Consider the following 19,929-nt stretch of genomic DNA (forward strand, 5'->3'; position numbering starts at 1 on the left):
TGAGCAACAAATGTTTAAAAAAGATTCTATTTTACGCCATAATAACAAAAGATTAAATCGCAATTTGCAAAAGTCTCCGTTATTATTCCGTTATTTGAGTTAAATCCATGCACATTAATCTTAGAAAAGCGGTCAATCAGGGGCCGCAACACCTTTCCCTGACCTTAACCGACCGGTTGCCATATCACATTGAGCCGTCAGTTCACCTGGAATGCGGCTATGAGGTTGAAAGAAAAGACAATTATTATTTAGTGAATTTGCACGTCAGCGGTGATTTGACGATTACCTGCCAGCGCTGCCTCAAACCGTTTACTTATTCGTATGCCAATCATCTTGAGATTGCTGTATGCAGTTCGGAGGAGGCGGCGGAAAAATGGTTAACCACCTATGAAACCATCGTCGCAGTGGACAATCAGGTCGATTTAGAGGGGCTGATTACTGACGAATTGCATCTTTACAGCCCGCAATCCCATAACGACCCCAACGAGTGTGATCCGGAAATTGCTGCCTTTATTCATGCCGAAAGGCAATAAACGTGATAAAATCTCTTATTAAGACTTGGATTAACGAGAAAAAATCGGTAATATTCCGTCCCAAATGAATTAATACAAATTGCCTAGGAGTAATACAATGGCTGTTCAACAAAATAAAAAATCGCGTTCCAGACGCGATATGCGCCGCTCTCACGATGCGCTGACTGCACCCACTCTGTCAGTGGATTCCACCAGTGGTGAGAAACACCTGCGTCATCATATTACGCCTGACGGCTATTACCGTGGCAAAAAAGTGCTGGATACCGATAACGTTTACGAACAAGAGTAAGCTTCCTTGAAGAACATCACCATTGCTGTTGATGCGATGGGTGGGGATCATGGTCTGAATGTCGTGATTCCTGCTTGTGTTCGTGCCATCCGGCGTAATCCTGACTTAAAATTATTGTTAGTCGGCGATCAAGCTCAGGTTAATTCGCATCTTAAAAAGCATTCTGTCGCAAGCGCCAGTCAATTCTCGGTCATCCATGCATCCGAGGTTGTAGGTATGGATGAGTTGCCTTCGCATGCCATGCGCAACAAGAAAGATTCTTCCATGCGGGTTGCGATTAATCTGGTCAAGGACGGGCAGGCACAGGCCTGTGTCAGTGCCGGAAATACCGGTGCCTTAATGGCCACGGCCCGCTTTGTGCTGAAAACCCTGCCAGGCATTGATCGGCCTGCCATCATTGCCGAATTGCCGACCCTGAAAGGGAAAACCCGTGTCATTGACCTCGGTGCCAATGTGGATTCCTGTGCAGAACACCTCTTTCAGTTTGCCGTCATGGGGTCTGCCCTTATTCGGGCTTTGGATAAAAAACCCAAGCCCAGCATTGCCCTGCTCAACATTGGTGTTGAAGAAATCAAGGGGAATGATCAGGTCAAACGGACAGCGCACATGCTGGCTGAATGCACACTGATGAATTACGTGGGCTATGTGGAAGGGGATCATTTCTATTCAGGCAGTGTCGATCTCGTTGTTTGTGACGGATTCGTCGGTAATGTTGCACTTAAAGCGAGCGAAGGCCTGGCTAAACTAATGCTTTCCGTACTTAAAGAATCATTCACCCGCAGCCCATGGGCCAAGTTGGCGGGGTTAATCGCAAAACCTGCGCTGAACCATTTAAAAGTCCGCATGGACCCTGCGCGATACAATGGAGCCAGTTTACTCGGCTTAAACGGCATTGTTGTCAAAAGCCATGGCGGCGCGAGCGAGTTGGCCTTTCAATATGCGATTGAAGAAGCCATGTTGCAGGTTCAAAGTAACGTTGTTGATTTGGTTAGAGATCAAATCACCGATTTCATCAACCAGGGTTTGTTGCTATGAAAAATGCCATTATTAAAGGAACAGGAAGTTATCTGCCTGTGCGTTCCCTCACCAACAAAGAGCTCGAGTCGCAATTGGATACCACCCATGAGTGGATTTTTTCTCGAACCGGTATCAGTAGCCGCCATGTTGCCTCCGAGCATGAAACCACAGCTTACATGGCGTCTGAAGCAGCAAAAAAAGCACTAAAGACCTCTGGACTGCAGGCTGATGACATTGATTTAATCATTGTGGCGAGCTGCACACCCAACCAATTTTTCCCCAGCATGGCCTGCCATGTGCAAAAAGCAATCGCCTCGACCCGCAGTATCCCGGCCTTTGATATTTCAGCGGCATGCAGCGGGTTTGTCTATGCGATGGACATGGCCAGGCAATACATTCAGTCAGGCACAGCCGAGCACGTGCTCGTTGTAGGCAGTGAAAGCATGTCCCGAGCCGTTAATTGGCAGGATCGGGCAACCTGTGTATTATTTGGCGACGGCGCGGGTGCAGCAGTGTTAAGCGCCAGCGACGAACCCGGCATTTTAGCCAGTCGCCTGCACTCCCTGTACGATGGCGAGGGATACCTTACCTACGATAACGCCACGGGCAACGATCAGGCATCGTTTATCGGCATGCGTGGCAATGAAGTGTTTAAGCTTGCCGTCAATATCATGGGTAACATTGTGGATGAAATTCTGGATTGCAGCGGTCTGCAGAAATCAGACATCAACTGGTTAATCCCTCATCAAGCCAATATTCGCATTATTCAAGGTATCGCTAAAAAGCTGGATTTATCCATGGAACAAGTCATTGTAACCATTGAAAATCAAGGCAATACTTCCGCTGCATCCATCCCTCTCGCCCTCGATTATTCAATACAGAATAATAAAATTTCCCGAGGGGATTTATTATTACTGGAATCGTTCGGTGGTGGAATGACCTGGGGTGCCATGGTTATTCGTTACTAGTCTGTTGGAGTACCTTTACATGTTTAATATTGCCTATGTATTTCCTGGCCAGGGCTCTCAATCCATTGGCATGTTATCCGAACTCGCTGATCACCACAGCCAGATTATTGATGTGTTCAGTGAAGTGTCCGATAAACTGGGTTATGACCTGTGGTCACTTGTACAACAAGGCCCTGATTCGCAATTGAATCAGACCGAATACACACAAGCTGCCATGCTGACAGCCGACGTCGCTGTTTTTCAGGTATTAAAAAAAGTCGGTTTCCCCAAGGCCCATCTCATGGCAGGCCACAGTCTGGGTGAATACGCCGCTTTAACAGCTGCCAACGCCATTTCACTCCCTGACGCAGCCCTGCTGGTCAGTCGCCGTGGTCAAATCATGCAACAATCCATTCCGATGGGACAGGGTGCAATGGCCGCCATCGTCGGTTTGAGTGATGAACAAGTCAGCCAGCTTTGCCTGCAGGCCAGTGATGCACAGCAGAAAGTGACCCCAGCCAATTATAATGCCATAGGCCAGGTGGTTATTGCCGGCCATACTGAAGCCGTTCATCGCGCCGTCACACTGGCCGAAGAAATGGATGCGCGACTGGCAAAAATCATCCCGGTCAGTGTGCCTTGCCATTGCCCTTTATTGTCTGACGCGGCTGAACAATTTGCTGAATGTCTGGCTGAATCGACCTTCCGTGTCCCCGATACTGCTGTCATCAGTAACGTTGATCTGAGCATCTACCAGTCGCCAGAGCAGATGAGAGCATTGTTGAAAGAACAATTGTACAGTCCCGTTCGATGGGTTGAAACCATCCAGTTGATGAAAAATAAACAAACCCATCTGGTGATTGAGTGTGGCCCCGGTAAAGTCTTGAGCGGGTTGGTCAAGCGCATTGACAAAACGCTGGCGACCAGCAGCATTTATGATCAGATTTCGCTCGAACAAGCCCTTGGTAGTCTGACAACGAACGAACAGTGTCAATAGGAGTTTACATGACCAATCTGCAAGGAAAAATTGCCCTTGTTACAGGTGCCAGCCGCGGAATAGGGCAGGCCATTGCTTTAAATCTTGCAAAAAAAGGCGCCTATGTTATTGGTACCGCCACCTCAACCGCCGGTGCCGAAGCCATCACGGCCGCTTTTAAGGCCGACCATCTGTCAGGGCATGGCGTTATGCTCAATGTAACTGATAAAGAGGGCGTGGAGCATTTGATGGCCCAATTGTCGGATGAAGATAAATTACCCTCCATTCTGGTTAATAATGCCGGTATTACTAATGACAACCTGTTACTGCGCATGGACGATGAGGAATGGTACAAGGTGATTGAGACCAACCTGAATGCCGTCTTTCGTTTGAGCAAAGCCTGCCTTAAGCCCATGTTCCGTGCACGGTGGGGACGCATCATTACGATTGGTTCGGTGGTCGGTTCAAGTGGAAATTCCGGACAGGCGAACTATACTGCAGCTAAGGCAGGTGTCGTGGGCTTTACCAAATCACTTGCCCAGGAAATCGGCAGCCGCGGCATCACGGTCAACGTGGTAGCCCCAGGGTTTATTGATACCGACATGACCAGTGCACTTCCCGAACTGGTGAAAGACGAAATGCTGAAACGCATCCCCATGAAGCGTCTGGGCAAGGCAGAGGACATTGCTGAAGCCGTGGCTTTTCTTGCCTCAGACAGTGCAAATTATATTACGGGTGAAACAATTCACGTCAATGGCGGTATGTACATGAATTAATGGACTTGCGTTCTTTGAATAAATGAATAAACTAGCCACAAGAAAATTTTAATAAACCGAAGAGGAAAGACGAGTTATGAGTACAGTTGAAGAAAGAGTTCGCAAAATTGTTGGTGAACAATTGGGCGTTAAAGAGGAAGATTTGAACAATAATGCATCCTTTGTTGATGACTTGGGTGCAGACTCTCTTGACACTGTTGAATTGGTTATGGCTCTTGAAGAAGAGTTCGAGACCGAGATTCCTGATGAAAAAGCTGAAAAAATCACAACGATTCAGGAAGCAATTGATTACATTGAATCAAACATGAATAAAGAAGAAGCTTGATAAATTCGAGGAGTATTCATTGAGTAAGCGGCGTGTAGTAGTAACCGGCATGGGGATGGTGACCCCTGTCGGTCTTAATGTAGAGCAAACCTGGCAAAATATTCTGGCCGGGAAAAGTGGTGTTGGCGTGATAGATGGTTTTGACACCACCGAGTACCCCACCAAAATCTGGGCCAAGGTCAAAGACTTCAACATCGAGAACCATGTGCCGCTGAAAGACGCTCGTAAAATGGATTTATTTACCCAATATGGAATAGCCGCAGCGGATGAGGCTCTGGCTGATTCTGGTCTGGTGGTTGACCATCCCTTGTCCTTACGGGCTGGTGTCGCGGTAGGCGCTGGGATTGGTGGTATTCAAACCATTACCGATAATCAGGATAAACTGGTTAGTGGCGGACCGCGTAAAGTATCACCGTTTTTTATTCCTGCTGGCATCATTAACATGGTCGCAGGACAGATTTCTATTAAGCATCAGCTGAAAGGACCCAATATTTCCGTGGTGACCGCGTGTACAACCGGTACTCATAACATTGGTCTCGCTGGTCGAATGATTGCTTATGGCGATGCCGATGTCATGATTTGCGGCGGTGCCGAAATGACCACGACCCCCTTATGCCTGGCTGGCTTTTCGGCTGTCCGTTCGTTATCCAAACGCAATGACGAACCGGAAAAAGCGTCTCGCCCATGGGATAAGGATAGAGATGGCTTCGTGATGGGTGAGGGTGCCGGTATTCTTGTTCTGGAAGAATACGAACATGCCAAAGCTCGTGGCGCCAAAATATACGCCGAACTGGTTGGTTTTGGTATGTCCGGGGATGCTTACCACATCACAGCTCCCGATGAGGATGCTGACGGAGCAGCACGCGCCATGGAAGCCGCTGTGCAGGATGCCAATATTGCTCCGAGTCTAGTCGATTACATTAATGCCCATGGTACGTCCACCTACCTGAACGACATGAATGAAACCAAAGCGGTTAAGCGGGTTTTTGGTGACCATGCTTATCAGTTAGCCATGAGCTCAACCAAGTCCATGACTGGACACTTGTTGGGTGCTGCCGGTGCGGTTGAGGCGATTTTCAGTATTCTGGCCATCCGCGATCAAATCGCGCCACCAACCATTAATCTGGATAATCCCGATGAAGGATGTGATCTGAATTATGTGCCACATAAGGCCCAGTCGATGAAAATCGATTACGCCTTAAGCAATTCATTGGGATTTGGCGGAACGAATGGAAGCTTGCTGTTTAAGCGAGTCTAGATGAAAGCGTTTTTTAAGTGGTTTTTCTTTGTAACAGCACTGTCTCTGGTGCTGTTTTTCACCTTGTTCACCTACAATGTCAATGCGCTGCTGACTAAACCGCTGTTGCCTCCCGAAAGCAAGCCCCTTATCTTGGAAATTAAACCCAACTCCACGGCATCGGCCTTTGTCAATCACCTTGATGCCCTGCATTTGATCGGCTCGAAAAAAATGTTTTTATCGTTCATGAAATGGCAGGGCTACAGTAATCGACTCAAAGCCGGTATTTATCAGATTGCTCCTGGTGAGACAGCTCAGCAATTACTGGACAAAGTGACCAGCGGTGAGGTGCTGGTGCAATCTTTTCGCATCATTGAGGGAACGACCCTGGCACAAGTGACCGACAACTTAAAAAAGGCCCCGTATTTATCGTTTGATGAGGCGGATTTAAACGCTTTTTCAGGTCCTCACCCCAGCCCTGAAGGCCTTTTCCTTGCCGATACCTACAATTATGATGCGGGGGATAATGCCAAATCACTGCTTAACGTCGCCAATCATGATTTATTGAATTATTTAAATACCGCCTGGAATAGTCGAAGTCCGGGGTTACCCTATGACAATGCTTATCAATTATTGATTGCTGCCTCCATTCTTGAAAAAGAGACTGCCTTAGCCAGCGAGCGCAAACTGATTGCCGGTGTTATTGTGAACCGGCTTAAGAAAAACATGCCGTTGCAAATGGATCCCACCGTTATTTATGCCTTTGGGAAACAGTTTGACGGCAAGCTGCGCCATGAGCATTTAAGCATTGATTCGCCTTACAATACCTATAAAAACCGTGGACTGCCGCCTACGCCAATCGCCATGGTGGGTAAAGAGTCCATTGATGCTGCCGCTCATCCAAAACCCAGCCGTTACCTTTATTTTGTGGCCAAAGGCGACGGTTCGCATGCGTTTTCAGAGACGTATGAACAGCAGAAAAAGGCCGTTTTACGGTATAAATACAAGAACAAGGAACCGCAACAATGACCCAGGGACGCTTTATTGTTGTAGAGGGGCTGGAAGGAGCCGGCAAATCAACGGTGATGCAGACAATAAAGCAATCGCTTGAATCAAGGCAATTGACCGTTGTGACGACTCGCGAGCCGGGAGGTACTCACATCGGTGAAACCATACGCCATTTAATCAAGGAACCGAGACCGGCGGAGCCCATGAGTGCCTACACTGAACTACTGCTTCTTTATGCCGCCAGGGTCCAATTGCTTGATCAGGTCATTCGTCCAGCATTACATGAAGGAAAATGGGTTCTGGCCGATCGTTTCGAACTTTCGACCTTCGCCTATCAGGGAGGGGGCAGACAAATCGACCCCGAAATCATTCAAACCATTTCCACCATTACCTTACAGGGATTTCAACCGGATTTAATTCTGTTTTTGGATATCCTGCCACAACGCGGGATGGAACGAGTGACGCAGCGCGGCGACAGCGATCGCATTGAGCAGGAGTCTCAGGCTTTTTTTGATCGCGTGAATCACGCTTACCATGAAAAAATTAAAACGTTGAGCAATGTCGCTGTGATTGATGCTGGCCAAACGCTTGAAGCCGTGCAAAAATCAGCGTTATCGCACCTTGAAAAGTTCCTGAGCCATTATGCCGCATTCTGATCCGTTTGAACGCTGTTGGCTTCACTTTGAACAAAGCCATGCTCATCAGCGCTTAACGCATGGTCATCTTTTTTGTGCTGACGATGAATCCAGAATGAACGCGCTCAATCACCGTTTAATGCAACTGCTTTTGTGCCACAACCCGACAAAACCCTGCCAGCAATGCCAGTCCTGTCGTCTCGTTGCAGTGCACTGCCATCCGGATGTAACCCTTGTCCAGCCTGAAAAAGAAGGGGGGGCAATCAAGATTGAACAAATCCGGGCGCTACAGACCATCGCTTACACCTCGGCGCAATTGGGCGCTCAGCGCGTTATTGTGATTAAATCCGCAGAAAAATTAAATAATGCCGCAGCGAATGCCCTGTTAAAATTACTCGAAGAACCGCCGCCTGGCGTCTATTTTCTTTTGCAAGCGCAATTCCTCGGCACTCTACCGGCCACTGTCTTAAGCCGTTGCCAATTGTGGCGTTTGTACGATGCTGATGAAAAACAAGACAATTACCTGGCTTTAGGCCAACGCCATGCGGAGGATACGGCAAAGGGTAAGGTGTTTAGTCAGCAATCAACCATTCTTGAGGATTTGCAGGCCTTGCTGACACGTGAGGAATCCGCCTGCTCCCTGGCCGCCAAATGGGCAAGCCATGATTTTCCGGCACTCTTGTGGTTTCTCTCCCTCCTTCATGCCCATTTAATTTATCTCAAGCTGATGCAGAAAAGTGACGATCAGGCGGCGATGAATACCCTGGCGTCTTCGCTCAGTGTCCCTGTGTTATTTGGGCAAATCGATAAAATTAATGGCATATTTAAAAAAATAAACCATACTATCAGTGTGAATCAATTACTCGCATTGGAAAATCTTTTATTGGGCTACCACGATTAAAGGAAAATAACATGTCGACGGAAGACATCCCAACCATCAATTGTGCCTATGCCAGCGAGGGAGCGCTTTACATGGCCTACATGCCGTTTTTGCATGGCGGCGGTTTATTCATACGCACCAATCATAATTTCACCTTGGGCATGCCAGTGCAGCTGAATGTGAAGTTGTTAACTGAACCAGAAACCTACAAAATCGATGGCAAAGTGGTGTGGATTACCCCCAAAGGCGCACAAGGCAGTAAGCCAAGCGGTGTTGGAGTACAATTTTTAGGCGAAAATTGCCGCCATTTTTGCAATAAAATAGAAACCTATCTGGCAGGCATGCTAAAATCATCACAAATGACAGACACCATGTAGATTATGCTTGTTGATTCACATTGCCACCTCAATTTTATTGATTTATCGGAATTTAATCAGGATTTGAATCAAGTCATGCGTCTCGCCATAGAAAGCGACGTCAGTCATTTTCTTTGTGTCTGTGTGGAACTGGATGATTATCCCACGCTTTGTCAACTGGCAGACACTTACCCGCAGGTCAGTATTTCAGTCGGGATTCACCCAAACAGTGAAATCGACAGGGAACCGGATGCGGCTGAACTGGCTGCACTGGCCCAAGGCCATCCGGCCTGCATTGCCATTGGTGAAACCGGTCTCGATTATTACCGCACCACCACGAGTGAAGCCCAGGCCTTACAACGCCAACGCTTTGTTCACCACATTGAAGCAGCCATCGCCACGTCAAAGCCTTTAATTATACATACCCGTCAGGCTGCATCCGATACGTTGCAAGTCATGAAAAGCAGTCAAGCGGCTGAGATAGGCGGCGTCATGCATTGTTTTGCAGAAGATTGGGATGTTGCCCGACAAGCGCTGGATTTGAATTTTTATATCTCACTCTCAGGCATTGTCACCTTTAAAAATGCCACGACTTTGCAGGACGTAGCACGCAAAGTTCCTCTTGATCGGTTGTTAATCGAAACGGATTCACCTTATTTGGCGCCTGTTCCGTTCCGTGGAAAACAAAACCACCCAGCCCTGGTGAAGCACGTTGCCTTAGCCCTGGCGGACTTGCGGGGAATGACTTACGAGGAAGTGGCCCGGCAAACCACACAAAATTTTTATCAATGCTTTCGAGTTAGTCCATTGAAAGCGTGATCGGGGCAAGGTCATCCACCGCGTCATGCTCAAATGCCTGTAAAAAATCCTCAAGCGTGATGCCAGGGCCCTGGGCTTTTACAAATTGTTTAAAGGCGCTTGTTTGCCTGGAGGCAAACAGACTTATCAAGTTAAAACCAGGTGCCACATCGGCTTTGACTAATTGGAATACACAGCCCCTAACAGGCTCTTTTAGTGTGTCCATGAGTCCCGTGATGCGTTGCAACTGGTCAATGTAACGTGGTGTGTCTTTCTGGATGGCTTTAATCTGATAAATTGCAAGCAATACCTGTTCGATTGCCTCAAGCAGAGTGTCGTTGAGATTTTTTTCTGTTTTTAGTTTTTCCAGCAACATCTGGGGTTTGACAAGCACGGTTTCCTTCTTTAAACGGGCAATGGATTCGGTGATTTTTTCTGCGGAAGGTATTTCACTCATCAATTCGCGAATTAAGACTGAGGCCTGCTTCGGTTGATTCAACAAGGCACGGATGCATTCATCAGTATGATAGGGGATACGCGTCACATTGATGGTAGAGCAATCGCCCGCCGTTCTTCCCTGTAAATCCTGAAGTACCAGAACGAACGGGATATCGACGCCGCGTCGATAAACGATTCCGTCGCCACTGTTATCAAACAGTAACTCAGACAAGGCCGTCGCTGTTTTGTCCTGGCCCTTGTCTTTTAAAAGCGTAAGCACTTCGTCCACTGTCGCGTTTTTAGAGGGCAAATCCATTTTTTTTAACTGATTCAATAAATCGAGAAGTTGCTTGCGTTTGAACAACGAGCGTTCAATCGCTACGTTCAAAAGTGTTGCAGCAATCGCATAGGCAGAACCGTGTTTAAGTAAGGAGGCTGAGTTAAACAAGGCTTCAAATTTATCTTCCTTCACTTTGAATTCACGAATTTCATTTTTTTCCATAAAGGGGGATAAATCCAGTTCCGACCAAATTCCATCGGTCATGGAAATGATGACATCGCCTTCCTGTGCCTCGTAAGGTTCATTGATTAAAACCGGTTTCGGTTTTTTTTGATCAAGCATTTGCACCGAGGCTGGAGTCCAAACACCCATGCCGCGATAAATATGGCGGGCAGGCAGGATGTGTTTGACTTTCATGTCTTCGTTTAGCACCACGAGCAAGGTATCGCCCATATTCGAAAGCTCACCCTGGTATTTGCCTTTACCTGAGTAAGAAAACGCAGCCGCCGCCAAAGCGCATTGACTGTCATAGGATTGGTAGGAATTCAGCGATAAAGTATGATCTTTGGAGGATTGAGCGATTTGATAATAGGTCTCCAGGGAGGGGTTCCTGCTGTCGATAAACGTTTCACAGGCAAACGAAGCGATGTTGGCAATGCTGGCATTTTCCATTTCATCCTCAGGGGAACCGCCCAGTCCATCGGCGGTAGCCTGACGAACACCGGTGATAATTCCTGCCTTGTTTTTCACAAAGGTCATTGCGCCAGCATCTAACACCTGCTCGTTTTCAATGTCCTTGTGTTGATGGGCGAGACTTGACCCTGTAATCAGAACGCTGTGATGTGACGTGCTGAGAGCATAAAAGCGTTTTTGAATAAAATCATATGCTTTTTGAGAACTGGAATTGGATATCGAAGGGGATGTCACTGTCAATGAGGAACTGATGATCTTCAAATTGCCATTGCGCATAAGCTGTAGTCTCGTCTATGTATAAAAAATCATGTATTAAATACGGGATTATTTTTACTGTCATAAAATTGACTGCTCAACATATCCAATTGAGTGAGAATAGCTTCCGAGTTGACTTTTTCCATGTCCTCAATGTGATACAAGCTAACATTTGAATTGAGGTAAGAACTTAATTGCTCGACAAGTGGCTTGTTGTTCCCATAAACCATCAGCAGTACGGGGCGTTTAAAATCACAGGGGTGATAATTCTTCTTCAAGGAAGCAATCGATTCGGTCGTTTCATTGTTTAAATCAAGCACAAGAATTTGCAGGGAAGCCGTATGACAAGGCGGCTCATGGTTGTCATTAAAGAGTAGAAAAGAATGGAGCGACGAATTAGACTCTACAAACTTGTAACGCTTCAGGGAGCCCAACTCCGTTACAATCGATTTCTTCCCGTCGGTGTCTCGACCATAGACTGCTACGCGGCGCATAATAAATTCCCAAGGTAATATTGGATAAAATTATACCATAATGCTTAATTTAATACTATCTTAATAAACTACAATTATACTGAAATCAAGTTGTTCTGATAAGAAGTCTATTATGCCTGGTTTAATTGATGCAGCTCTGGAGGATTTCCCCCGAAGTGAGATCTGGCGTATTCAAACTGATGGATGGCAAGCGGTTAAAGGCCCCCTTAATTTCCGCCCGCAATTTTACAAAGGCATGCACGCCGCCTTTCAATACTTAAGCCGACATGATCGCGAAAAGATTACCCCAGGTTTGCTGGAAGACATTTATCATAGTTTTTACAGCCATGAGGATGCTTATAAATCGGATGATATCGTGAGGGAAGGTTATAATACCTATATGGGCGAGTTTGAAATTTTCCTTCCGGAACCCGGATTGGAGAGCCAAGCCGGCGTGAGTGAGGAAGGGCTCAGTGAACTCATCGAAGCATTAAAAACCTCTGCACACACTAAAGGGTCACGCAAACAACCCTTTATGGAAATAAAAATCGACCGCTACAATCAATACCCCATTTATTTGAATGCATTAAGCGACAACTTTGAGGAAGATTTTCGCAGCTATCTTATGAAAGCTTCAGTGGCTAAAACGGCCTACACCGGTAACAAACCGAAACCCAGCGACAAGGATCTGGTTAAAGTATTCATCGTTTCAAGCGCTGCTGAACGGGAAGAGATTATTGAGCTTGTTCAGTCAGACATCGATAACTATTATCATGAATTGGAAGAGGCTCAAAAAATTCCTGGCAAAACCGAACGCATGCAGGCTGAAATCAATGCCATTAACCACTTTATCCGTAAACTTCATCAATCGCATTATTTTCCTGATGGTAATGGCAGAACATTTGTTTTTTTACTGGCTAACATGCTCCTGCTGCAAAATGGCTATGGAATGAAGATAGTTGAATACCCTGCCCATTTCGCCGGGTTTTCCACCGACGAGTTAGCCCAGGAAACCCTTTCAGGCCTCACTGATTTTCAGGCTTATAAAGTAACACGGGCCAAAAATTACCTGGCTTTATTGTCCACCCAACAAATCAATGATCCAAAGAACGACATAAAAGAGGAGCTACTCAAAACACTGAGTGCCCAACCATTAATCGCCATGACCCAAATCAATGAACTGTTTTTACAGATTAAAGAGCAGAGGCTTCACGTTCCTAAAGGATACAATCCGTCACTCAATAATTTTCTGAGTTTATTTGGCGGAGACTCTAAAGGTAAAAAGGCCAACATGTTAATTCTTGCGTTATTGAAGGATATTTATCTGGAGCAGTTAAATCGCCTCATTGAGCAGGCCCCTGAACAGCCCCCCTCAAAACAAATCGGATTTGAAGCCAAAGAGGGTGCAGCTAAAACCCTGATGGATATGCTGGATAAACAGGAAATCGTGAGCGATTGTGACAAAACAACCATTCGTCGTGGAGTAGAAGCCTATCAGGATGCGGTCACAGGCAACAGTAAGGAAGAGATATTGATCAGCACTGCCTGAATCAGGCTAGCCTTACAGGCAGACCAAGGTATAAACTACGCTCAATTGCCTTGCTGCCTGATTGCCACCACCTTAAACCGCACGGTGACCTCATCCTTGACTTCCTCGGTGCTGCTCCACTCGCCCTGACCGACACCAAACAGACTGCGTTTAATGACCGTGCTGCCCTCAACAACCCCTTTGTCCGCGGACAGTTGTTCGGCTTTAAATGTCAGGGTGACGGGCACTGTTTTGTCGCGGATTTTAAGGGTGCCAGTGGTCTGATAAGTACCGTCTAATGATTGTTGAATGCCTTGGGCTTTAAATTCTGCCTGAGGAAATAATTGAACATTAAACCAGTCAGGGGTAATCAGGGTTTCTTTCAATTCAGCGTAGGATGCATGGACGGAGTTCATATCGACAACAATGTCAATGCGGCTACTGGCCAAATCAAGGGGATCGACAAAAATTTGACCGAAAAAGGTTTTAAATTGACCAGAAACCGGGGCATCATTCTGGGTTGCTGTAAAGGACAGCTGGCTTTCGCCAGGGACAATGATCCATTGTGGCACAGACGCAAGCCCCAAGGCGGGCAGGATAAACAAACCCATCATCCAAAAAAAATGAACGAACGCTTTGATATTCATGGTGAAATCATCCGTTGTAAAACATCGTCTTTGTTAATGAAAAAATGTTTCAGTGCCGCCGCCGTATGCAGACCAATCAGGCCAATCAGTGCATAAGCCAGCCATTCATGGGCTTGCTCAAACACCTGCCGCAGCTGCTCGTCAGGGCCGGTCAGATTCGGCAGGATAAACCAGCCAAAAAAGGAGGCCGGAAGCCCCGCAGCCGACGTAATCAGCCATCCTGTCAGTGGCATAAGCAGCATCAAGGCATAAAACAGCCAATGCACACTCCGTGCACTGAGCACTTCCCAACGCGGTAAATTTAAACGCGGCGTCGCATTGCTCAATCGCCACAGAAGCCGGACAGCAACAAGAAATAAAGCAAGAAAACCATATTCCTTGTGCCAGCCGTATAATTTCAGCTTCTGCAGGCTCACCGGCAGCGACACCATGAAAAACCCAAGGATGAGGAGCCCAATAATCAGCACCGCCATAAGCCAGTGCAGACCAATCGCGGCCAGACCAAAATGGCTGTCGTCATTTTTGATGCGCATGGCAATCCTTAAGCCGAGGGTTGATAGGCTTCCGCACCGATTTCAATGCTGACCTCATCGCCCAAATCAGGCAGGAAGGCTTTAAGGCCAAAATCAGAGCGTTTAAGGGTGGTTGTTGCGGTAAAACCAACCGTCATGCGCTCGCTTACTGGGTTTTTGCCCACTTTATTCAGGGTCACATCCAGCGTCACCGGTTTGGATACCCCGCGTACCGTGAGCGTTCCCGTCACTTTCGCCGTATTTTTACCCGTCAGTTCAACCTTGTCACTGACAAATTGGGCGGTGGGGTATTGTTTGACATCAAAAAAGAGTTTGTCACCCAGGTGTTTGTCCAACTCGGGAATGCCGGTAACAAAGTTGGCGACATCAATGGTCGCTTCCACTTTGCTGTTTTGTGGGTTGTCCTTATCCAGCAGAAGGCTCCCTTTTACATACCACTTACCGGATTGCGTTGAAAAACCAAGGTGTTGAATACGCCACAACACATAACTGTGCTGATCGTCAATCACCAGTTTCTCTGGCGCTGCAAACAGCGGCAAACTCAATGCACTGAAAAAAACAATGGAAAGGTAGCGAATGGCGCGAATCATAGAAGCTCCTGTCTGGTTATTGGGCGGAAGAGGATTGCGTTGGCGGTGTCAGTTGGCCGCCGACTATACGCTCACAGACACCGGACGGCAGCAAAATAAAGGCATCGGCCTGTCGATCTTCTGTGGCTGAACCGGCGCAGGAGGCTTTGGCCGTGGCACAATCATTCATGCCGGCCTTGACAATCCCGTAACATTTTTCACTGGGCGGTGGCGCCGATTCGGCCATGACCGATTGATTGACGGTGGCGGCTATGAAAGCTCCGATGGCTGAGCGAATTATTTTTTCTTTGTTCATGTGAATTAGTCCTTGAATGAAAAATTTACGATTGCTTGGGACTGTACCCATTTCTGCAACAGGTTTGCAGCACGTAGCCCCACCTCGTCCTCGTTATGCCATTGACACAAACCCAGGCAGATCTCGCCAAAGGCCTGCCCCTGTTGTAATGCACTCATCGCCCAGGCTTCATCAGGCATCATCCGGTAAAAGCGATTATTGTAGGCCTGCCGCCAAAGCAGCCAGTATTGTCTGTCATTTTTGCTGGCGGCAGGCGGAGCCTCTTCCCGATTAAGGGCTTCCCAAAGGGCGGGGACATTCCATGACAAGGCCAGGGTTTGCAGGGACGGGTGCGTTTTAAAGCGGAGTTTTTCCCAGTGTTCAGGCGGGATTAGAGCCATCTCATCCAGGGGCACTGCCGTGGCGTCTTCGGCGTCAAACGCCAGCGCCATGGCCCATTCAAATTCGGCCAGTTCAGCAACCATCCCGTAATCGTCATGCAAATGAGCCCCTAAAAAAGCGGCAAACTGGTGGCCAAACCAGCGAATGGAGCGATTCGACGAAGGGTATTTTGCTGAATACTCTGAACCGACACGCGCGAATGCGTCTTCACCGAGATACCGTTTCAGGCAGGGGAAATTATTCGATAGCGCATCCAACAAACGCAGTTGATAAGCCTCTTTGTAAATGCGCGCCCTCGTATTGGCTGACACGGTTGGGGTGGAAACAATAACGTCCTGTAAAGCAGGGCAGGTAAAATCGCTTTCCTGCGCTAACAGGTAGGCCTGCACTTGCCGTTGAATCGCCGAAAGACTAGTCATGATACCGGCTCTCCCGCCAGGCAGCGGGCGGTAATGGCCCTGGCCTTGTTCAATTCGTTTAGCAATTCATTGAGCGGCGGGATACGATCATCCCGTTCAATCAGGGTAGAAACTTGTCCAAAACGCTCAATCACCTGAGCATACAGGGCCCATACCTCGGCACTTACTGGTGCGTCATGTGTGTCGACAATGTAATGGCCCTGGTGCGAGTGGCCTGCGAGGTGGATTTGCTTTACCCGCTCATGCGGGAGAGCATTCAGGTAGGTGAGGGGATTAAACTGATGATTGACCGAACTGACATACACATTGTTGACGTCAAGCAACAGGTAACAGTCAGCCTGCTCGCTTATCTCGGTAATAAAATCCCATTCCGGCATTTCGGATGCAGTATAGGTGAGGTAACTTGAGACATTTTCAATTAACAACTGCCTTCCCAGGTAATCCTGAACCTGTTTGATACGGCGAACAAGATGATCGATCGCTTCCTGCGTGTAGGGAACGGGCAGCAAATCATGCATGTTCAGGTGGTCAACGCCAGTCCAGCACAAATGATCGGAAATCCAGGCCGGCTCGATGCGTTCAGCGAGTCGTTTTACCTGCTTTAAGTAGTCCCAATCCAACTCATCCATGCTGGCGATGGAAAGGGAGACGCCGTGCATGACCAGCGGATAGTGCTGTCTAATTTCGTCAAGAAAATAATGGGGTTTGCCACCAGGAACCAGGTAATTTTCAGTAATGATTTCAAACCAGTCGATCCTGGGTTTGTGTTGTAAAATATCCAGGTAATGTTCGGTCCGAAGGCCCAGGCCAAAGCCAAGGAAAGGAAAACGATCGTCAGAGGAAGTCATGCATAATCCGGCTTGAAACCAGGTGGTTGCCCACCTGGTCAGAAATTATTCCGCTTTTCCACCGACTTGCTTGCATTGCTCAGCCGTCAGATCAACATAGCCTTTCCCTTTGCAGCTGTTTTGGCCTTTGCAGGCATTTTCACTGGTTTTGCAATTGCTTAATCCTTTGCAGGCATTCACACCCTGGCACTTTACCGTGGCTGATGCGGTATCAGCGGCTGCGACAGAAGGGATGAGAGAGAACGCAGCGGCGGCAGTCATGGCTAATGCTGCACCCGTTAAATGTAATTTATTCATAAAAGTCCTTTTTAATAGTGGAAATGACCGGGCAAGCGGACCCGGTTTCATTAATTTAAAATGAATACAACCGTTTAGCAAGAGAAAATGATTCTCATTTAGCCTCCGCTTCCTTGCAAAAATAACTGGCTGCCAAACAGAGCAGCGAACAAAAAAAGAAGCTGTAAGGGAAAACAAGCGGCTCATTAACCAGCAACGCGCCAACCACGCCGCCCAGGACTGCCGAGATCGAATTTCTAACCGTATTGAGTAAGGCAATGGCTGTACTGGTCTCGTGCGTGTAATTGGCTATGGCTAAGGAAAAAGCGGGGGGATTGGTCAATGTCACACCCACGTTAATAAATAAAAGCGGCATAAGGCTCCAAAGCGTTAAGCCCTGTTGATAAAACAAAATCAGGCAAAGCAGGGATCCTGAAACCATAATCCAGCTACCCTGACGTATGCTGGTGGTTAAACTCTGACTTCTCCGCAGATAAATGCCTAAAAAATTCCCGCCAATGAGGATAAAACCATTGCTGGCGAAAAGAATGGAAAACCAGAAGGGAGACAGACCCAGATTATCGATCACCAGGTAGGCCACATTGACAACGGCAATCATCACGCAGGAAAACGCCGCGGTAATAATGGCGGTGGTAATCCAAAGCTGCCGATGTCCCACCAGTTTGCGGTAAGACAGCAATGAGGTTTTAAATGTTAAAAGATGGGATTTTTGCGACCAGTAGGTCGATTCACGCACCAGGGGAGAAACCAGGAGCAGCAAAATGATCGCCACCATCAGCATAAAAAGAAAATCAGCCCGCCAGCCAAAATGAACAAAAATAAAGGAGCCGAGCAGCGGCGCAAAGATCGGGGAGACGGACACAATCATGGAAATATGTGACAACAGACGCGCTCTGGCGGTGTTGTCTTCCTCATCGCGGGTACAAGAAAAGGCAACAATATTGGCACAACACACCGCAAATCCCTGCAGGCCACGCCCAAGGATAAGAATTTCAATGTTGGGCGCCAGCATGCAGGCGATGGTCGCCAGCAGGAACAGGTAAAAACTGAAGCGCAATACCCCCCGTCGGCCGTAGTGATCCACCAGCGGCCCCCAAAAAAGCTGCGATAAGCCAAAAACAAAGAAAAATAAGCTTAAAGTTAACTGACCGAGTGCATGACTTGTATTAAAATAGGCGGTGATAGCCGGCAGGGCAGGCTGATACAGATCAAAGACAAGTAGAGAAAAGGCAGACAGAGAAGCCAGATAAAGAAAAGGGGTTTTAGTCAAGTGCATGATCTCCGGGTGACTCCACAAGGCAACGCCCAAGCATAACTTAAAACACGCAAAAATGGATAGATTATGAATTTATTTATTGGACTCATGTCCGGAACCAGCATGGATGGTATCGATGCCGCCCTGGTAGATTTGTCCACTCAGGCCCTGATTGAGGGCCTGACCATTCCTTACAGTTCATTGGCGCGTGATGCCATTCAGGACGTGCTGGAAGGTCGCCACACGCTGGCTTCCTACAGCCAGTTAAATACCCTGTTGGGACGGGAGTTTGCAAAGGCCGTCCACCAATTACTAAAACAAACCGCTATTCCACACAGTCGAATCAAAGCCATTGGCAGCCATGGTCAGACACTGTGCCACAATACCCAGGCGAACATTCCCTATACGGTGCAACTCGGGTGTGGTCATACCATCGCTGAATTGACAGGCATTACGGTGGTGGCTGATTTTAGAACGCGGGATTTGGTGTTAGGCGGGCAAGGTGCGCCGTTTGCACCGATTTATCACCAGGCCTTGTTTAGTCATTTGCCGCTGCCTCTGGCGGTAGTCAATGTTGGCGGTCTGGCCAATCTGACCTGGTTAAACAACCACGAAGTCAGCGGTTTTGATACGGGACCTGGCAATTGCCTGATGGACGCCTGGATAAGGAGGCATCAGCATCAGCCCTTTGACCGACAGGGGGTATGGGCGGCCAGTGGCACGGTTATTGATGAATTATTGAACGGCTTGCTTGCCGATCCTTATTTTGCTCAACCAGCGCCTAAAAGTCTGGGCAAGGAATATTTCAATGACGCATGGCTACAAACCCGGCTTAAACCCCATTACCTGCCACAGGATGTTCAGGCTACTTTGCTGGCCTTTACCGCGATGACTGTCGCTGCCAGCATCAGAGCACAGGCGATAACACCAAACCAGGTGTTGATTTGCGGCGGCGGCGCCCATAATGATCAGTTGTTAAGGGTGTTGCAGCAGCAGCTTCCGGAAATCACGATACAGAGTACCGCAAACATCGGCATTAATCCTGATTTTATTGAAGCGCAACTGTTTGCCTGGCTGGCAGAAAAGGCCTTAAGCGGCACCCCGCTGGACTTAAGCCAGGTAACAGGCGCCAAAGGCCGGGCAGTACTGGGCGCCATCTATGCAGCGGGGATTGACAAACGAATTTCCGTTGAGGTGTAATGTGCGTTTTAATTGCATGA

25 protein-coding genes are annotated in these 19,929 nt (G+C 47.7%); 15 read left to right on the plus strand and 10 right to left on the minus strand.

Annotated elements, in window-relative coordinates:
- The first annotated feature begins 107 nt into the window (after positions 1 to 107).
- The 13 genes from GH742_RS07990 (at position 108) to GH742_RS08050 (ending at position 9,798) form a co-directional block, all read left to right on the plus strand.
- On the plus strand, positions 108 to 533 hold the full coding sequence (locus GH742_RS07990) for a DUF177 domain-containing protein (protein WP_203454243.1): 426 nt from the start codon (positions 108 to 110) through the stop codon (positions 531 to 533).
- A 97-nt stretch (positions 534 to 630) separates the two neighbouring features.
- Positions 631 to 822, plus strand: a complete 192-nt coding sequence (gene rpmF, locus GH742_RS07995) for a 50S ribosomal protein L32 (RefSeq protein ID WP_058530592.1) — start codon at positions 631 to 633, stop codon at positions 820 to 822.
- Between the two features lie 6 nt (positions 823 to 828).
- The gene (gene plsX / locus GH742_RS08000; RefSeq protein WP_203454244.1) at positions 829 to 1,857 is read left to right on the plus strand and encodes a phosphate acyltransferase PlsX; all 1,029 of its coding nucleotides are present in this window, start codon (positions 829 to 831) and stop codon (positions 1,855 to 1,857) included.
- Positions 1,854 to 2,807 carry a beta-ketoacyl-ACP synthase III gene (locus tag GH742_RS08005; RefSeq protein ID WP_203454246.1) on the plus strand — a complete coding sequence of 318 codons (954 nt, stop codon included), beginning with the start codon at positions 1,854 to 1,856 and terminating at the stop codon, positions 2,805 to 2,807. Before plsX ends, GH742_RS08005 begins: the two co-directional genes overlap by 4 nt.
- A gap of 19 nt (positions 2,808 to 2,826) precedes the next feature.
- Positions 2,827 to 3,783 (plus strand): ACP S-malonyltransferase, encoded by a 957-nt coding sequence (gene fabD / locus GH742_RS08010; RefSeq protein ID WP_203454248.1) that lies wholly within the window; start codon positions 2,827 to 2,829, stop codon positions 3,781 to 3,783.
- An 8-nt stretch (positions 3,784 to 3,791) separates the two neighbouring features.
- Positions 3,792 to 4,538, plus strand: a complete 747-nt coding sequence (fabG, locus tag GH742_RS08015) for a 3-oxoacyl-ACP reductase FabG (RefSeq protein ID WP_203454250.1) — start codon at positions 3,792 to 3,794, stop codon at positions 4,536 to 4,538.
- 76 nt (positions 4,539 to 4,614) lie between these two features.
- Positions 4,615 to 4,863 carry an acyl carrier protein gene (acpP, locus tag GH742_RS08020; RefSeq protein ID WP_058526342.1) on the plus strand — a complete coding sequence of 83 codons (249 nt, stop codon included), beginning with the start codon at positions 4,615 to 4,617 and terminating at the stop codon, positions 4,861 to 4,863.
- A 19-nt stretch (positions 4,864 to 4,882) separates the two neighbouring features.
- Complete coding sequence (gene fabF / locus GH742_RS08025; RefSeq protein WP_203454252.1) at positions 4,883 to 6,121, plus strand: beta-ketoacyl-ACP synthase II; 1,239 nt, start codon at positions 4,883 to 4,885, stop codon at positions 6,119 to 6,121.
- Complete coding sequence (gene mltG / locus GH742_RS08030; protein ID WP_203454254.1) at positions 6,122 to 7,129, plus strand: endolytic transglycosylase MltG; 1,008 nt, start codon at positions 6,122 to 6,124, stop codon at positions 7,127 to 7,129.
- Positions 7,126 to 7,764 carry a dTMP kinase gene (gene tmk / locus GH742_RS08035; protein WP_203454256.1) on the plus strand — a complete coding sequence of 213 codons (639 nt, stop codon included), beginning with the start codon at positions 7,126 to 7,128 and terminating at the stop codon, positions 7,762 to 7,764. Before mltG ends, tmk begins: the two co-directional genes overlap by 4 nt.
- Complete coding sequence (locus tag GH742_RS08040; RefSeq protein ID WP_203454258.1) at positions 7,751 to 8,644, plus strand: DNA polymerase III subunit delta' C-terminal domain-containing protein; 894 nt, start codon at positions 7,751 to 7,753, stop codon at positions 8,642 to 8,644. Before tmk ends, GH742_RS08040 begins: the two co-directional genes overlap by 14 nt.
- An 11-nt stretch (positions 8,645 to 8,655) precedes the next feature.
- Complete coding sequence (locus tag GH742_RS08045) at positions 8,656 to 9,000, plus strand: PilZ domain-containing protein (RefSeq protein ID WP_058530601.1); 345 nt, start codon at positions 8,656 to 8,658, stop codon at positions 8,998 to 9,000.
- A 3-nt stretch (positions 9,001 to 9,003) separates the two neighbouring features.
- Complete coding sequence (locus GH742_RS08050) at positions 9,004 to 9,798, plus strand: TatD family hydrolase (RefSeq protein ID WP_203454260.1); 795 nt, start codon at positions 9,004 to 9,006, stop codon at positions 9,796 to 9,798.
- Here GH742_RS08050 and GH742_RS08055 read toward each other — a convergent pair.
- Together GH742_RS08055 and GH742_RS08060 are read right to left on the minus strand one after the other, a co-directional pair.
- Positions 9,779 to 11,464 carry a hypothetical protein gene (locus tag GH742_RS08055; protein ID WP_203454262.1) on the minus strand — a complete coding sequence of 562 codons (1,686 nt, stop codon included), beginning with the start codon at positions 11,462 to 11,464 and terminating at the stop codon, positions 9,779 to 9,781. The two genes, GH742_RS08050 and GH742_RS08055, sit on opposite strands and share 20 nt — an antisense overlap.
- A gap of 29 nt (positions 11,465 to 11,493) precedes the next feature.
- Complete coding sequence (locus GH742_RS08060) at positions 11,494 to 11,937, minus strand: hypothetical protein (RefSeq protein WP_203454264.1); 444 nt, start codon at positions 11,935 to 11,937, stop codon at positions 11,494 to 11,496.
- A 112-nt stretch (positions 11,938 to 12,049) separates the two neighbouring features.
- On the opposite strand from GH742_RS08060, the gene GH742_RS08065 reads away from it, so the two are divergent.
- Positions 12,050 to 13,465, plus strand: coding sequence for a Fic family protein (locus tag GH742_RS08065; protein WP_203454266.1), 1,416 nt, complete (start codon positions 12,050 to 12,052; stop codon positions 13,463 to 13,465).
- A 41-nt stretch (positions 13,466 to 13,506) separates the two neighbouring features.
- Here the strand turns inward: GH742_RS08065 and GH742_RS08070 are convergent, their stop codons facing one another.
- The 8 genes from GH742_RS08070 to GH742_RS08105 form a co-directional block, all read right to left on the minus strand.
- Positions 13,507 to 14,091: a YceI family protein gene (locus GH742_RS08070; protein ID WP_203454268.1), complete on the minus strand. Its 585-nt coding sequence runs from the start codon at positions 14,089 to 14,091 to the stop codon at positions 13,507 to 13,509.
- Entirely contained in the window at positions 14,088 to 14,624 is a 537-nt protein-coding gene (locus GH742_RS08075) for a cytochrome b (protein WP_203454270.1), read from the minus strand. The genes GH742_RS08070 and GH742_RS08075 overlap by 4 nt, the downstream gene beginning before the upstream one ends.
- Before the next feature lie 8 nt (positions 14,625 to 14,632).
- Complete coding sequence (locus GH742_RS08080; RefSeq protein ID WP_203454272.1) at positions 14,633 to 15,214, minus strand: YceI family protein; 582 nt, start codon at positions 15,212 to 15,214, stop codon at positions 14,633 to 14,635.
- Between the two features lie 16 nt (positions 15,215 to 15,230).
- Positions 15,231 to 15,509 (minus strand): DUF2282 domain-containing protein, encoded by a 279-nt coding sequence (locus GH742_RS08085; RefSeq protein WP_203454274.1) that lies wholly within the window; start codon positions 15,507 to 15,509, stop codon positions 15,231 to 15,233.
- A gap of 5 nt (positions 15,510 to 15,514) precedes the next feature.
- Positions 15,515 to 16,309: a DUF2063 domain-containing protein gene (locus GH742_RS08090; protein ID WP_203454280.1), complete on the minus strand. Its 795-nt coding sequence runs from the start codon at positions 16,307 to 16,309 to the stop codon at positions 15,515 to 15,517.
- A complete protein-coding gene (locus GH742_RS08095) occupies positions 16,306 to 17,157 on the minus strand; it encodes a DUF692 domain-containing protein (protein WP_203454284.1) in 852 nt (283 codons plus the stop codon). The genes GH742_RS08090 and GH742_RS08095 overlap by 4 nt, the downstream gene beginning before the upstream one ends.
- A 45-nt stretch (positions 17,158 to 17,202) precedes the next feature.
- Complete coding sequence (locus GH742_RS08100) at positions 17,203 to 17,454, minus strand: hypothetical protein (RefSeq protein WP_203454285.1); 252 nt, start codon at positions 17,452 to 17,454, stop codon at positions 17,203 to 17,205.
- A gap of 94 nt (positions 17,455 to 17,548) precedes the next feature.
- Positions 17,549 to 18,730 (minus strand): multidrug effflux MFS transporter, encoded by a 1,182-nt coding sequence (locus GH742_RS08105; protein WP_203454286.1) that lies wholly within the window; start codon positions 18,728 to 18,730, stop codon positions 17,549 to 17,551.
- Positions 18,731 to 18,796: 66 nt separating this feature from the next.
- On the opposite strand from GH742_RS08105, the gene GH742_RS08110 reads away from it, so the two are divergent.
- The gene (locus GH742_RS08110) at positions 18,797 to 19,909 is read left to right on the plus strand and encodes an anhydro-N-acetylmuramic acid kinase (RefSeq protein ID WP_203454287.1); all 1,113 of its coding nucleotides are present in this window, start codon (positions 18,797 to 18,799) and stop codon (positions 19,907 to 19,909) included.
- Positions 19,910 to 19,929 lie beyond the last annotated feature (20 nt).

Source organism: Legionella sp. MW5194, assembly GCF_016864235.1.
In the GTDB taxonomy this organism is placed as follows: domain Bacteria; phylum Pseudomonadota; class Gammaproteobacteria; order Legionellales; family Legionellaceae; genus Legionella_C.

What these genes read in the sequence shown, in the direction of transcription:
- GH742_RS07990 (WP_203454243.1), top strand. Translation starts at nt 108, where the DNA reads ATGCACATTAATCTTAGAAAAGCGGTCAATCAGGGGCCGCAACACCTT.
- rpmF (WP_058530592.1), top strand. Translation starts at nt 631, where the DNA reads ATGGCTGTTCAACAAAATAAAAAATCGCGTTCCAGACGCGATATGCGC.
- GH742_RS08005 (WP_203454246.1), top strand. Translation starts at nt 1,854, where the DNA reads ATGAAAAATGCCATTATTAAAGGAACAGGAAGTTATCTGCCTGTGCGT.
- fabD (WP_203454248.1), top strand. Translation starts at nt 2,827, where the DNA reads ATGTTTAATATTGCCTATGTATTTCCTGGCCAGGGCTCTCAATCCATT.
- fabG (WP_203454250.1), top strand. Translation starts at nt 3,792, where the DNA reads ATGACCAATCTGCAAGGAAAAATTGCCCTTGTTACAGGTGCCAGCCGC.
- acpP (WP_058526342.1), top strand. Translation starts at nt 4,615, where the DNA reads ATGAGTACAGTTGAAGAAAGAGTTCGCAAAATTGTTGGTGAACAATTG.
- mltG (WP_203454254.1), top strand. Translation starts at nt 6,122, where the DNA reads ATGAAAGCGTTTTTTAAGTGGTTTTTCTTTGTAACAGCACTGTCTCTG.
- tmk (WP_203454256.1), top strand. Translation starts at nt 7,126, where the DNA reads ATGACCCAGGGACGCTTTATTGTTGTAGAGGGGCTGGAAGGAGCCGGC.
- GH742_RS08040 (WP_203454258.1), top strand. Translation starts at nt 7,751, where the DNA reads ATGCCGCATTCTGATCCGTTTGAACGCTGTTGGCTTCACTTTGAACAA.
- GH742_RS08045 (WP_058530601.1), top strand. Translation starts at nt 8,656, where the DNA reads ATGTCGACGGAAGACATCCCAACCATCAATTGTGCCTATGCCAGCGAG.
- GH742_RS08050 (WP_203454260.1), top strand. Translation starts at nt 9,004, where the DNA reads ATGCTTGTTGATTCACATTGCCACCTCAATTTTATTGATTTATCGGAA.
- GH742_RS08055 (WP_203454262.1), bottom strand. Translation starts at nt 11,464, where the DNA reads ATGCGCAATGGCAATTTGAAGATCATCAGTTCCTCATTGACAGTGACA.
- GH742_RS08060 (WP_203454264.1), bottom strand. Translation starts at nt 11,937, where the DNA reads ATGCGCCGCGTAGCAGTCTATGGTCGAGACACCGACGGGAAGAAATCG.
- GH742_RS08065 (WP_203454266.1), top strand. Translation starts at nt 12,050, where the DNA reads ATGCCTGGTTTAATTGATGCAGCTCTGGAGGATTTCCCCCGAAGTGAG.
- GH742_RS08070 (WP_203454268.1), bottom strand. Translation starts at nt 14,091, where the DNA reads ATGAATATCAAAGCGTTCGTTCATTTTTTTTGGATGATGGGTTTGTTT.
- GH742_RS08075 (WP_203454270.1), bottom strand. Translation starts at nt 14,624, where the DNA reads ATGCGCATCAAAAATGACGACAGCCATTTTGGTCTGGCCGCGATTGGT.
- GH742_RS08080 (WP_203454272.1), bottom strand. Translation starts at nt 15,214, where the DNA reads ATGATTCGCGCCATTCGCTACCTTTCCATTGTTTTTTTCAGTGCATTG.
- GH742_RS08085 (WP_203454274.1), bottom strand. Translation starts at nt 15,509, where the DNA reads ATGAACAAAGAAAAAATAATTCGCTCAGCCATCGGAGCTTTCATAGCC.
- GH742_RS08090 (WP_203454280.1), bottom strand. Translation starts at nt 16,309, where the DNA reads ATGACTAGTCTTTCGGCGATTCAACGGCAAGTGCAGGCCTACCTGTTA.
- GH742_RS08095 (WP_203454284.1), bottom strand. Translation starts at nt 17,157, where the DNA reads ATGACTTCCTCTGACGATCGTTTTCCTTTCCTTGGCTTTGGCCTGGGC.
- GH742_RS08100 (WP_203454285.1), bottom strand. Translation starts at nt 17,454, where the DNA reads ATGAATAAATTACATTTAACGGGTGCAGCATTAGCCATGACTGCCGCC.
- GH742_RS08105 (WP_203454286.1), bottom strand. Translation starts at nt 18,730, where the DNA reads ATGCACTTGACTAAAACCCCTTTTCTTTATCTGGCTTCTCTGTCTGCC.
- GH742_RS08110 (WP_203454287.1), top strand. Translation starts at nt 18,797, where the DNA reads ATGAATTTATTTATTGGACTCATGTCCGGAACCAGCATGGATGGTATC.